The organism is Streptomyces sp. CC0208 (assembly GCF_003443735.1).
Classification (GTDB): Bacteria; Actinomycetota; Actinomycetes; order Streptomycetales; family Streptomycetaceae; genus Streptomyces; species Streptomyces sviceus.
Genome location: NZ_CP031969.1, coordinates 3,148,527 through 3,161,200 on the forward strand (window position 1 = coordinate 3,148,527; position 12,674 = coordinate 3,161,200).

A 12,674-nucleotide genomic window follows, 5' to 3' on the forward strand; every position below is an offset into this window, starting at 1 on the left:
GCCTGGCAACCGTGGGTTGGACCATGCAAGCAAAGGCCAGAGAATCACTCGATGTGATGACATGTTCCGGCGGTGGGCTTACGCAGGCACTTTCTCCCCGCTATGGCGGCGATCACACCTTGAGTTCGGCACCGTCTGTGGCGCCGCTCCCGTCGCCGTAGTCCTCGTCGGAGGCCGGCCGCTTCGTGGCCAGCCCCAGAGCCTTGCGTGCGGTGACCGTACTGGGGCCGTCGGCGTAGTCGTAGCCCTTGTCGTAGTGGATGTAGAAGGCGTCCACGTCGTCGTCCTCGGCCGCGGCGACCGCCTTCGCCCACTCGCCGCGGGCGGCCGTCATGTCCTTCACCAGGGCCGCGACCTGCTTGTCGGCTCTGGCAGGCCAGGACTGCGCGCCGAGAGCCCTGATCTGGTCGTCGAGGCTGTCGTGGACCTTTCGCGACCAGCTCCGGTAGCCGGGCAGGTCGTCCTCCGGGTAGTCCTCGGGCTCCTCCCACAGCACGGTGTCGAGGGCGTTGAGGGACTTGAGGAGGGCGATCTGGTACGTGTCGAGCGTGGTCTCGTCGGCGCGCAGCGAGCCGGTCAGGGTGGCGTTGTCGTCGGTGTTGCCGAAGATGCAGGTCACCTCGCGGTCGCCGAGGCGCCAGCTCTGCCGGGTCGGGCCGAAGTAGTAGACGTCGACGTCCTCGGGCAGCGCCCAGGTGTCCATGACGTAGCTGTCCCTCAGCGGGTAGCACTTCTCGTCGGCGGCATCGGAGACCGCGCTGTCCCCCGGGAAGGCGGAGTCGGCCATCCGGAACTCGCCGAACACCTCGCCGTCGTGCTCACCCGCGCAGGGCACCTCGTCGACGTCGTAGGTCAGGCCTTCGAGGGTCTCCCCGGGCGCGTCGAAGCACTGGCCCTTCACCACCGAGAAGGCCGTGCCCTGCGTCGCGCCCTTCTTGAACCCCTCCCAGGCCTCGGAGAATCCGCCGGTGGCGAGCGCCGTCACCCACAGGGCGAGCCCGAGCGACGACAGGATCGACCCGGCGACGGCCAGCCCCTTGCCGGACTGGCCCTTCTTCTTGATCTGCGCCAGCGCGACGACGCCGAGCACCAGTCCCACGGCCGGGAAGCAGCACAGGACACCGAGCACCAGGGAGGCGATGGCGAGGCCGTTGACGGAGGGGCGGCGGGCGTAGGGGCTGTAGCCCTGTCCCCAGGTCTGGTACGGCGGGCCATAGGGTTGCCCGTGCGGCTGTTCGTACGGCTGCGGCCCATACGGCTGCTGTCCGTACGGCGGCCGGCCGTACGGCTGCTGTCCCTGCGGCGGCGGCCCGTACGGGCCCGGGGCCGGGGACGGTCCCTGGGCGGGGTCGGGCTGGTGGGGCCCAGGGGGCGGGGGTATGGACACGGGTACCGTGCTCCTGGTTCAGGCAGGTGGGGAACTGACGTACGACAGGGCGCATGGTATGCGCGGGGCGGGCGGGGTGGAATGCCGATCACGGGTACGACGACCCAGGCGGTGAACGGGCTCACCGCACGATGGGCAGGGATGTCTTCCGGAGGGACCGTGTTCTCGGCCGCCGGTGTGTGGCCGCTGCTGGCCTTCCTGGCCGACGGGGCACAGGGCACGGCACGGGCCGAGCTGGCGCGGGCGCTCGGAGTGCCCGCGGAGCAAGCTGCCGCTGCGGCACGGGAGTTGCTCGCGGAACTGGCCGACGCGAAGGCGCTGGACGCGGCGCTCGGACTGTGGACCAAGCGGACGCTGGAACCGCGCGAGGAGTGGGAGGCCGGGCTGCCCACCGACACGCACGGGGTCCTCACCGGCGATCCCGCCCTCGACCAGCGGGAGATGGACGCCTGGGCGGAGAAGCGGACCAGCGGTCTGATCGAGCGGATGCCGGTGGAGGTGCGGGACGACACCGAGTTGGTGCTGGCGAGCGCGCTGGCCCTGCGGACCACGTGGCTGCGGCCCTTCGAGGTGCGTCCGGTACGGCCCTCCGCGGGCCCTTGGCAGGGCCGGACCCTGCGCGGGCTGAACCGCCGCAGCGTGCGTCTGGACCGGGCCGGGGTGGCGACCGCGCCCGCCGGCCGGGTCACCGAGGTGAAGGTGCTCGGGGACGACGGCGTGGACGTCCATCTCCTGCTCGGCGACGAGCACATGACGCCGGGTCAGGTGATGGCGGCGGGGGCGGCCGCGCTCGACGGCACGTGTCCGGTCGTACGGGGGTCGCTGCTTCCGCACGGGCCCGCGGGGCCGGGGCTGCGGGTGGAGGAACGGCCGTGTGCCGCCCCCCGGCAGCCGACGCTGGAGGTGACGACCACGGCGTTCGAGATGCGGGCGCACCACGATCTGCTGGACCTGCACGGGCTGTTCGGCCTCACCGCGGCACGGGACGCCCGCCAGGGCCACTTCCCCGGCATCAGCGCCTCGCCCCTGACCGTCGGCTCCGCCCGGCAGTCCGTCCTGGCCCGCTTCGACGCGCTCGGCTTCGAGGCGGCCGCGGTGACGGCGGTCGCGGCGGCGCCGGGTGGACCGCCGCCCACGCCCCGGTACATGTCGACCGAGGTCACGGCCACCTTCGACCGCCCCTTCGGCTTTCTCGCCGTACACCGCCGGACGCGGCTGGCGCTGACGGCGGGGTGGGTGACGGAACCGGCGCCGTACTCCTAGTCATTGAGTGGCCGTCAGTCGTCGAAGGCGGTGGCCCGGGTGCTCTTCTCCCAGGCGGCGACGTCGGCCCGTACGCCGTCGAGGTGGTCGAGCACGGCGGTCACCGCGTCGTCGCCGAGGGGCAGCCGCAGCGGGGTCTCCTCGGCGTCGAGCGCGGCACGGATCAGGGCCGCCGCCTTCGCGGGGTCGCCGGCCTGGGTGCCGTCGCCGCCGGAGACGAACCCGCGGGTCTCGCTCACCTTGGCGTAGACCCCGCTGTCGGCGCTGACTCCGGCACGGCTCGCGTCGAACAGCGAGGTACGGAAGGCGCCCGGCTCCACGATCAGTACCTTGATGCCGAACTCCCGCACCTCGTCGGCGAGCCCCTCGGACAGGCCCTCCAGGGCGAACTTCGTCCCGCTGTACGCCGAGAAGCCCGCGAAGGACATCTGTCCGCCCATGCTGCTCATCTGCACGATCGCCCCCGAACGCCGCTCCCGCATGCCGGGCAGCACCGCCCTCGTGAGCGCCGCCGGCCCGAAGACATGCACGTCGAACAGGGCGCGCAGCTCGTCCTCGGTGGTCTCCTCGAACGCGCCGACATGGGTGCGGCCCGCGTTGTTGACCAGCACGTCGATCCGGCCGTGCCGGGCCACCACGTCCCGTACGGCGGCCTCCGCGGCGGCCGTGTCGGCCACGTCCAGGCGCAGCGCCTCCACCTGGTCGGGGTGGGCGGCCACGAGGTCGTCCAGCGCCTCGGGCCTGCGGACCGCGCCGACCACGACATCGCCGTCGGCCAGGGCCGCCTCGGCGATCGCCCGCCCGAACCCGCTGCTCGCGCCCGTGATCAGCCACACCTTGTTCATGACGACTCCTCATCTCGGGTTGTTCCACCAGCCTGCTGCGGAAGTCGGTTGCCCGTCCAAGACCCACGGTGATAACCGATGGCTATGACGACCGACGTGCATGTACGGGATCTTCGCTACTTCCTCGCGGTGGCCGAGGAGCTGCACTTCACCCGCGCGGCCGAGCGGCTGTACGTGTCCCAGCCCGCGCTGAGCAAGCAGATCCGGGCGCTGGAGCGGCAGTTGGGCGTGGAGCTGCTGCGGCGGGACCCGCGGGGTGTGCTGCTCACCGAGGCGGGCGAGGCACTGCTTCCGCACGCCCGGCAGGTGCTGGCGGCCTGGGCGGCGGCGGACGCGGCCATGGCGACGGCCCGGGCGGCGGGGCGGGGCACGCTGGTGGTGGGTATGAGCACCAGCCCCGGCCGCGGTGGTCTGCTCCCGGCGATCCGCTCCCGCTTCACGGCCGCGCATCCGCAGGCGGTCGTACGGCTGCGCCAGATGGGCTGGCAGGACCCGACCGCGGGTCTGGCGGACGGCGATACGGAGGTCGCGTTCGTCTGGCTGCCGCTGCCCGACGAGGAGCGCTACGGATGGACCGTGGTCGCCGAGGAGCCCCGCCTGGTCGCCCTCCCCGACAGCCACCCGCTCGCCGCCCGTACGGAGGTGGACTTCGCCGACCTGGCCGACGAACCCTTCCTCGCCCTGCCGACCAGCGCGGGCCCGCTGCGCGACTTCTGGCTGGCCCTCGACGAACGAGCCGGCCGCCCGCCCCGCGTCGGCGCGGAGATCGCGGGCACCGAGGAGACCTACGAGGCGCTCGTCGCCGGCCTCGGCATCTGCCTCGTGGCCGCCGGCAACGCTCCCCTGATCACCCTGGGCGGCGTGGTCACCCGACCGGTGCGCGGCATCGGCCCCAGCAGATACGCGCTGGCCTGGCGCAAGGAGGACGGAGGGCGGCCGTTGGTGCGGGGGTATGCGGAGGCATGTCGGTGGGTGGCGGAAGCAGGGGCGGGGGCGGTTTGACGAGTTTGACGAGTGTGGCCTTCGGTCGCCCACTCACTCGGCCGCAGTGAGCCTCTCGTCCGTCATGCCCAGCCGCGCCTGTTCCTCCTCGACGATTCGTCGGGCCAGCTCGGTGTCCGACACGTCGATCGCGTCCGGGCTGGCTTCGGCCACGGCGCTGCGGCGGGCGTAGGCGTCGAAGAGGCGGGTCTTGGTCTCCAGCAGCTTCACCAGGCGTTCGTCGACGCCCCCGGTGGCGAGGAGACGGTACACGCGGACCGGCCTGACCTGACCCATGCGGTGGGCGCGGGCCACCGCCTGGTGTTCGATGGTCGGCTTGATCTGGGGTTCGCAGATGACGACGACGGAGGCGGCCTGCATGTTGAGGCCGACGCCCGCTGCCTGGATCTGCGCCACGAGCACCGCGGGGCCCGGGACATCGGCGAAGTCGTCGACCATCTGCTGCCGCCGCCCGGCCGGGACGCTTCCGGTGAGCGGGCCGAACAGCGCGGTGCCGTCGGTGTGCGCGGTCGCGAGTGCTTCCCGCACCACGTTCAGTACGTCCTTGAAGTGGGAGAAGACCACCGTCTTCTGCCCGTTCTCGCCGGCCTCCCGAACGATCTCCAGGAGCCGGTCCAGCTTGGCCGACTTCTCGGGGCGCAGGTACGCGGCCCTGCGCATCGCCATGAAGTTGCCCGCGCGGACGGCTTCACGGTAGGCCTCCTCGTCCGACGCGCTCAGTTCCTCCCACTCGTCGGTCTGCTGGAGACTCGGGAGTTCCGTCAGCACGTCCTCCTGGTTGCGCCGCAGGTAGACCGGGGCCACGGCCTTGCGGAAGGCGACGGATCCGGCCCACCTCTCCCGTTCACCGAGGGAGTCCGCGAGGTCGCCGTCGAGCATCCGGACCAGGTTGTGGAACTCCACGACCCTGTTCTCCATCGGCGTTCCGGTCATGAGGAGGGCGCGCTCGCACCGCTCCGCCCACACGGCAACCGCCTGGGACCGCTTGGCCTTCGGGTTCTTCACGGAGTGCGCTTCGTCCACCACGAGCAGCCCGACCTCCCCGCCGCCCGGCGCGGGAAATCCGCGCAGTGCGTCGAAGGTGGTCACCCCGACCCCGCCCCGCCCCTTCCAGTCGGCGAACGCGAGGTGCCGGTCGGGGCCGTGGAGCACGGTGACCCGCAGGGCGCTGCGGGCCTCGATCTCCCGGGTCCAGTTCACGAGGACGCTCGCCGGGCAGACCACCAGGAAGTGGCTCTGTCCCCCGGCGGCCAGGTGAGCCAGCACGGCGATCGCCTGGATGGTCTTGCCGAGCCCCATCTCGTCGCCGAGTATCACCTTGCGCTGGGCCAGCGCGAAGCGTGCGCCGAACGCCTGGTAACCGCGTAGGGAGACCCGCCGGTGCGCGTCGTCGAGGGGCTGGGTCCGTACCCGCTCGGCGATCTCGTCCGGCAGGAAGCCCTCGGCGGCGGCCGCGTCCGGCTGCCGCCCGGAGATCTCGGCGAGCAGGCTGTAGTACTCGGCGGAGCGCAGTTCGAAGTCCACCCAGGCCGCGATGTCGGACGGGGGCATCCGGAGCAGGTCCACCGAGGCCTGGGCGAGCAGTTCGGGCAGGCCCGACCGCTCCGCCTCGTCCACCAGCGACCGGATCTCGGTGACGGCCGCCCACGCGCGGGCCTTCTTCTCCTGGCCCGCGAGAAGCAGCCGGATTCGTCCGACGGTGAGCCTGGCGTCGGCGAGCAGCGGACCGAGCCGTTTCGACAGTACGGCGGCCTTGTCGACCGCACGTCTGGCGTCCGGACCGGCCTCTACCAGTACGTGCAGGGCCATGACGAGTGCGGTGGTGCCCGGTTCCGGCCGCTCCACGTCGATGTGGACGGCCACGGTCTCGTGCGCGGCCTCGGCGAGCCGGCGGGCGGCCGCGAGCATCTGGTCGACGGTGCGCTGCCCGACACCGGGAATCTGCCGCAACCGGTAGGGGCCTGCTTCGAGCACGCTGCCCACCGTGCGCAGTCCGCTCTTCTCGACGCTCCCCAGCCGCAGCCGGCCTTCGGTGACGTCCTGCAGGCGGGCCACCGGGATGGCGTCGAGCTCCCGCTTCACGGCCGCGTCGTGGATGGGCTTCAGCGCGGCCCGTACGGCCTCCGCCGCCCTGCCGTGGTCGACGACCACCGCCTGGGCCGCCTCGCACAGCCGCGCTCCCCTCGCGACCGTGTCCCGCTCACCACGCCCCACGCTCCCGCCCCCCTCTACGGAAAGAAACCTGTGCCCGGGCCGCCGGGAGGCGGGTGAACACAGGTTTCTGATCGGTCGTCAGACGTTGAAGCGGAACTCCACCACGTCCCCGTCCTGCATGACGTAGTCCTTGCCCTCCATCCGCGCCTTCCCCTTCGCGCGGGCCTCGGCCACCGAGCCGGTCTCCACCAGGTCGTCGAAGGAGATGACCTCCGCCTTGATGAAGCCCTTCTGGAAGTCGGTGTGGATCACGCCGGCCGCCTCGGGAGCCGTGGCGCCCTTCTTGATCGTCCAGGCGCGGGACTCCTTGGGGCCTGCCGTGAGGTAGGTCTGGAGGCCGAGGGTGTTGAAGCCGACGCGGGCGAGGGTGGCGAGGCCCGGCTCCTCGGCGCCGACCGACTCCAGGAGCTCCATCGCGTCCTCCTCGTCGAGCTCGGCGAGGTCCGCCTCCAGCTTGGCGTTGAGGAAGATCGCCTCGGCGGGGGCGACCAGGGCTCGCTGCTCGTCCTTGAAGGACTCGTCGACCAGCTCGTCCTCGTCGACGTTGAAGACGTACAGGAAGGGCTTCGTGGTCAGCAGGTGCAGGTCGTGCAGCAGCTCCTCGTTGCCGGAGCCCTGGACGATGCCCGCCGAGAACAGCGTGTCGCCCTTCTCCAGGATCTCCTTCGCCGCCTCGACCGCCGCGACCTTCGCCACGACGTCCTTCTTGATCCGCGACTCCTTCTGGAGGCGGGGCAGGACCTTCTCGATGGTCTGGAGGTCGGCCAGGATCAGCTCGGTGTTGATCGTCTCGATGTCGTCCTTGGGCGAGACCTTGCCGTCGACGTGGACGACGTTCTCGTCCTTGAAGGCGCGGATGACCTGGCAGATCGCGTCGGACTCACGGATGTTCGCGAGGAACTTGTTGCCCAGGCCCTCACCCTCGGAGGCGCCCTTCACGATGCCCGCGATGTCCACGAAGTCGACGGTCGCCGGGAGGATCTTCTGGGAGGAGAAGATCTCGGCCAGTTTCGCAAGGCGCGGGTCCGGGACGCCGACCACGCCGACGTTCGGCTCGATCGTGGCGAACGGGTAGTTGGCCGCCAGCACGTCGTTCTTGGTCAGGGCGTTGAACAGGGTCGACTTGCCGACATTCGGCAGACCGACGATTCCGATCGTGAGCGACACGTTGCGACTTCCCGTACGTGAGAGGAGACGTGAGGAGACTGGCGGCCAGGGGGCCGATCCACCAGTCTACGGCGTGTCGCAGCACGGTCCGGCGGCCCTCTCGAACGCATGGCCAAGGTCTTTCCCACGGCGTGTCTCAAGAGCGATTCCGCACATAAACAGACCTAGGTTGGTCCAGTGGAGCAACACAGGACCCGACCCCCGCACAACGGAACGCGACGCCCGGCCCAAGGAGCACCGCTGCCCGCGCAAGCCCGCGGCGAGCGCCGGCCGCCGATGGGCCGCCGCCCGCCACCCCCTGTGGTCCAGACGCTGCGGCGGCTGCCCAACCCCCGGCTCACCGGCCTCGGCGGCGGCCTCTTCTGCACCGGGCTGATGTTCGCGCTCGGCTTCCTCGTCTCCCTGCTGTTCGGCTCGTCCCTCACCCTGTACGGCGTGCTGTTCATGCCGGTCAGTGTGCTGACGTCGGTCTGGATACGCCGGGGTGACCTGCTGACCGCCCCGATCATCGTGCCGATCGCCTTCGCCGTCGGACTCCTCCCGGTCGCCGACAGCGGCGGCGGCACCTCGGGCCGGCTGATGGGCCTGTTCACCGCCCTGGCCACGCAGGCCGGCTGGCTCTACGCCGGGACGCTGACCGCCGGCCTCATCGCGCTGGTCCGCAGGATCCGGCTGGTGCGGGGTCGCTCGGGCTGATGCCGGGCTGGGCCGACGGCAGCAGTCCACGACCGACGTAGGCCGACGTGGACCGACGGCAGGCGTCCGCGGCCCCTGGCCGGTCGGCCTACTCCTGCACCGCCCGCATCGCCGCCCCCACGATCCCCGCGTTGTTCTGCAGCTGCGCCGGGACGATCTCGGCCTTGATGCCCTCGATGTGGGGCAGGAACTTCTGGGACTTGCGGCTGACACCGCCGCCGATGATGAACAGCTCGGGCGAGAAGAGCATCTCGACGTGGGCGAGGTACTTCTGGACGCGGTGGGCCCAGTGCTCCCAGGTGAGTTCCTCGACCTCCCTGGCCTTGCTGGACGCCTTCTTCTCGGCGTCGTGGCCGTGCAGTTCCAGGTGGCCCAGCTCGGTGTTGGGGACGAGGACGCCGTCGACGAAGAGGGCGCTGCCGATGCCGGTGCCGAGGGTGAGCAGGATGACGGTGCCCTTGCGGTCCTTGCCCGCGCCGAAGCTCATCTCGGCGACGCCCGCCGCGTCCGCGTCGTTGACCACGGTCACCGGGAGTCCGCCGAGGCGCTCGCCGAACAACGCGCGCGCGTCGGTGTCGATCCAGCTCTTGTCGACATTGGCCGCCGTACGGATGTGGGATCCGCCGGTGACCACGCCCGGGAAGGTCAGCCCCACCGGGCCGGTCCACCCGAAGTGGTCCACGACCTGCTTCACCCCGTCGGCCACGCTGTCGGGCGTCGCCGGGTGCGGGGTGAGCACTTTGTGGCGCTCCTGGGTGAGCTCGCCCTTGTCCAGGTCCACAGGGGCGCCCTTGATCCCGGATCCGCCGATGTCCAAGCCGAAGATCTGCATGGCCTTACGTTACGACGGACGACGGACAGTCACGCCTCGGAGGTCCCCTTGCGCTCCGCGACCAGCGCCGCGGCCTCCTCGCGCAGGTCGCGCCGCAGTTCCTTCGGGAGGGAGAAGGTGATGGACTCCTCGGCCGCCTTCACGAGTTCCACGTCGCCGTAGCCGCGCTGCGAGAGCCACTCCAGGACCTCCTCGACGAGCACCTCCGGCACCGAGGCGCCCGAGGTCACGCCGACCGTGGTCACGCCCTCCAGCCAGGCCTCGTCGATCTCGCTGGCGAAGTCCACGAGGTAGGCCTCGCGGGAGCCGGCGAGCTTGGCGACCTCGACGAGCCGCTTGGAGTTGGAGGAGTTGCGGGAGCCGACCACGATGACCAGCTCGGCCTCGGCGCCCATCTGCTTGACGGCGAGCTGGCGGTTCTGCGTGGCGTAGCAGATGTCGTCGCTGGGCGGGGAGATGAGCTGCGGGAACTTCTCCTTGAGGGCGTCGACGGTCTCCATGGTCTCGTCGACGCTCAGGGTCGTCTGGGAGAGCCACACGATCTTCGACGGGTCACGGACCTCGACCTTGGCGACATCGGCGGGGCCGTCGACGAGCTGGATGTGGTCGGGGGCCTCGCCGGAGGTGCCGATGACCTCCTCGTGGCCCTCGTGCCCGATCAGGAGGATGTCGTAGTCCTCATTGGCGAAGCGCACGGCTTCCTTGTGGACCTTGGTGACCAGCGGGCAGGTCGCGTCGATGGTGGCGAGCTTGCCGCGGGCGGCCTCCTCGTGGACGACGGGGGCGACGCCGTGGGCCGAGAACATGACGATGTTGCCCGGCGGGACCTCCTCCGTCCGCTCGACGAAGATGGCGCCCTTCTTCTCCAGGGTCTGTACGACGTACTTGTTGTGGACGATCTCGTGCCGGACGTACACCGGAGCGCCGTACTGCTCCAGGGCTTTCTCGACGGCGATCACGGCGCGGTCCACACCCGCGCAGTAGCCACGGGGGGCGGCGAGCAGGACACGGCGGCCAGGCGAAGCAGTCATGCGTCCCATCGTAAGGCCGCGTTCGGCCGGTAGACGGCGCCGGTCCTCGCGGCGGCGAACCGTGGAGGCCCCGTGGACGCGGCCGTGTTCCTGATCGGAGCCACGGGGCTGATCGCCCAGCGCGACAGACAGCCCCCGGCCGGTGACATGGCAGGCCGGTGATCCGGTGCCGGCCCTGGGTGCGGCGATCGTGGAGGCCCCGCGGGCGCGGTCAGGTACCCCATCGAGGCGGGGGTGCTGGTCGCCCCGCGCGGCCAGCAGGGCCCGGCCGATGACGTGGCGGGCGGTGAGCCAGTGCCGACACGGACGGTGCCGGTCCTCGTCGGAGCGGCGATCGTGGAGGCCCCGTGGGCGCGGTCAGGTACCCCATCGAGGCGGGGGTGCTGGTCGCCCGGCGCGGTCGGCAGGGCCCCGCCGGTGACGTGGCGGGCGGTGAGCCGGTCTTGGCGGGAGATGGTGCCGGTCCTCGTCGGAGCGGCGATCGTGGAGGCCCCGTGGGCGCAATCAGGTACCCCATCGAGGCGGGGGTGCTGGTCGCCCCGCGCGGCCAGCAGGGCCCCGCCGGTGACGTGGCGGGCGGTGAGCCGGTCTTGGCGGGAGATGGTGCTGGTCGCTCAGCGCGGCCGGTCGTTGCCTGGCGGTGACGGTGCGTTGTCGTACCGGGCCGTTACGCTCGCGGCATGGCTGTGAACTCGACCCCCGAAGCGCCTCTTCCCGTCGGCGAGGTGTCGCGCCTCATCGGCGGCTGGATCGACCGTCTCGGTGCCGTGTGGGTCGAGGGGCAGATCACCCAGCTCTCCCGGCGCCCGGGCGCGGGCGTCGTGTTCCTCACGCTGCGCGATCCGTCGTACGACATCTCGGTGAGCGTGACCTGCTTCCGTCAGGTCTTCGACGACGTCGCCGACGTGGTGAGCGAGGGCGCCCGGGTCGTCGTCCTGGCGAAACCGGAGTGGTACGCGCCGCGGGGCCAGCTCTCGCTGCGGGCCGCCGAGATAAGGCCGGTCGGGGTCGGTGAGCTGCTGGCCCGGCTCGAGCAGCTGAAGAAGTCCCTCGCCGCGGAGGGGCTGTTCGCGCCGGAGCGCAAGAAGCCGCTGCCGTTCCTGCCGCAGCTCGTCGGGCTGGTCTGCGGGCGGGCCTCGGCCGCCGAGCGGGACGTCCTGGAGAACGCCCGGCACCGCTGGCCGGCCGTCCGCTTCGAGGTGCGCAACGTCCCGGTGCAGGGCGTGCACGCGGTGCCGCAGGTCGTGCAGGCCGTCAAGGAACTCGACGCGCTGGACGACGTGGACGTGATCATCGTGGCGCGCGGCGGGGGCAGCGTGGAGGATCTGCTGCCGTTCTCCGACGAGCAGTTGGTGCGGGCGGTCGCGTCCTGTCGTACGCCGGTGGTGTCGGCGATCGGCCACGAACCGGACACCCCGCTGCTCGACTACGTCGCCGACCTGCGGGCCTCCACGCCCACGGACGCGGCCAAGAAGGTCGTGCCGGACGTGGGCGAGGAGTACGAGCGGGTGCGGGCGCTGCGGGATCGCGCGCGGCGATGTGTGGAGTCCTTCCTCCAGCGCGAGGAGCGATGCCTTGCGCAGGCGCTGGCGCGGCCGTCGATAGAGGATCCGCACCGGATGATCGACGAGCGCGCCGACCATGTGGCCGCCCTGGCCGACCGCGCCCGCCGCACCCTGGGCCATCTGCTGGACCGCGCCGACTCCGAGCTGACGCACACGCACGCACGCGTGGTGGCCCTCTCCCCCGCCGCGACCCTCCAGCGCGGGTACGCCGTCCTCCAGAGGGCCGACGGGCACGTGGTGCGGTCACCGGACGAGGTGACGGCGGAGGAGACGCTGCGCGCGCGGGTCGCCGAGGGTGAGTTCACTGTCCGAGTCGATGCATAGGGTGGGCGGATGACCAGCAAGGTGGCGGAAGAGGCGCTCGGGTACGAGCAGGCACGGGACGAGCTGATCGAGGTCGTACGGCGGCTGGAGGCGGGCGGTACGACGCTCGAGGAGTCCCTCGCGCTCTGGGAGCGGGGCGAGGAGCTGGCCAAGGTGTGCCGGCGGTGGCTGGACGGGGCGCGGGCCCGGCTGGACGCGGCACTGGCCGAGGAGTCGCAGGACGGCGGGAGCGACTCCGAGCAGTAGGTCCCGGTGATCCTGTGAAGCGGATCACCACGAGGCCCTTTTGATTGAACGTTGAACTTCATTCGCGTACGGTCGGAGACGTCAACCGGTCCACGGTCCGTT

General features: G+C 71.4%; 11 protein-coding genes. 5 read left to right on the top strand and 6 right to left on the bottom strand.

What is annotated here, in order from left to right; all coding sequences use genetic code 11:
• Window positions 1-112: 112 nt before the first annotated feature.
• Entirely contained in the window at window positions 113-1,387 is a 1,275-nt protein-coding gene (locus tag D1369_RS14155) for a DUF4190 domain-containing protein (protein ID WP_007384462.1), read from the bottom strand.
• Window positions 1,388-1,468: 81 nt separating this feature from the next.
• On the opposite strand from D1369_RS14155, the gene D1369_RS14160 reads away from it, so the two are divergent.
• Entirely contained in the window at window positions 1,469-2,650 is a 1,182-nt protein-coding gene (locus tag D1369_RS14160; RefSeq protein ID WP_037901330.1) for a serpin family protein, read from the top strand.
• A gap of 14 nt (window positions 2,651-2,664) precedes the next feature.
• Here the strand turns inward: D1369_RS14160 and D1369_RS14165 are convergent, their stop codons facing one another.
• Window positions 2,665-3,495 carry an oxidoreductase gene (locus D1369_RS14165; RefSeq protein ID WP_007384460.1) on the bottom strand — a complete coding sequence of 277 codons (831 nt, stop codon included), beginning with the start codon at window positions 3,493-3,495 and terminating at the stop codon, window positions 2,665-2,667.
• An 84-nt stretch (window positions 3,496-3,579) separates the two neighbouring features.
• Between D1369_RS14165 and D1369_RS14170 the strand changes: the two genes are divergently transcribed.
• Window positions 3,580-4,497: a LysR family transcriptional regulator gene (locus tag D1369_RS14170; protein ID WP_202477945.1), complete on the top strand. Its 918-nt coding sequence runs from the start codon at window positions 3,580-3,582 to the stop codon at window positions 4,495-4,497.
• A 33-nt stretch (window positions 4,498-4,530) separates the two neighbouring features.
• On the opposite strand, the gene D1369_RS14175 is transcribed toward D1369_RS14170, so the two are convergent.
• Both D1369_RS14175 and ychF read right to left on the bottom strand, forming a co-directional pair.
• A complete protein-coding gene (locus D1369_RS14175) occupies window positions 4,531-6,711 on the bottom strand; it encodes a DEAD/DEAH box helicase (protein ID WP_205574470.1) in 2,181 nt (726 codons plus the stop codon).
• Between the two features lie 78 nt (window positions 6,712-6,789).
• Complete coding sequence (ychF, locus tag D1369_RS14180; protein ID WP_007384457.1) at window positions 6,790-7,878, bottom strand: redox-regulated ATPase YchF; 1,089 nt, start codon at window positions 7,876-7,878, stop codon at window positions 6,790-6,792.
• A gap of 177 nt (window positions 7,879-8,055) precedes the next feature.
• Here ychF and D1369_RS14185 point away from each other — a divergent pair, with 177 nt between their 5' ends.
• On the top strand, window positions 8,056-8,574 hold the full coding sequence (locus D1369_RS14185; protein ID WP_007384456.1) for a DUF6542 domain-containing protein: 519 nt from the start codon (window positions 8,056-8,058) through the stop codon (window positions 8,572-8,574).
• Between the two features lie 88 nt (window positions 8,575-8,662).
• Here the strand turns inward: D1369_RS14185 and D1369_RS14190 are convergent, their stop codons facing one another.
• Window positions 8,663-9,406: a polyphosphate--glucose phosphotransferase gene (locus tag D1369_RS14190; RefSeq protein WP_007384455.1), complete on the bottom strand. Its 744-nt coding sequence runs from the start codon at window positions 9,404-9,406 to the stop codon at window positions 8,663-8,665.
• 29 nt (window positions 9,407-9,435) lie between these two features.
• A complete protein-coding gene (locus D1369_RS14195; protein WP_007384454.1) occupies window positions 9,436-10,446 on the bottom strand; it encodes a 4-hydroxy-3-methylbut-2-enyl diphosphate reductase in 1,011 nt (336 codons plus the stop codon).
• 671 nt (window positions 10,447-11,117) lie between these two features.
• Between D1369_RS14195 and xseA the strand changes: the two genes are divergently transcribed.
• A complete protein-coding gene (gene xseA / locus D1369_RS14200; RefSeq protein ID WP_007384453.1) occupies window positions 11,118-12,326 on the top strand; it encodes an exodeoxyribonuclease VII large subunit in 1,209 nt (402 codons plus the stop codon).
• Between the two features lie 9 nt (window positions 12,327-12,335).
• Entirely contained in the window at window positions 12,336-12,572 is a 237-nt protein-coding gene (locus D1369_RS14205; RefSeq protein WP_007384452.1) for an exodeoxyribonuclease VII small subunit, read from the top strand.
• The last annotated feature ends 102 nt before the right edge of the window (window positions 12,573-12,674 follow it).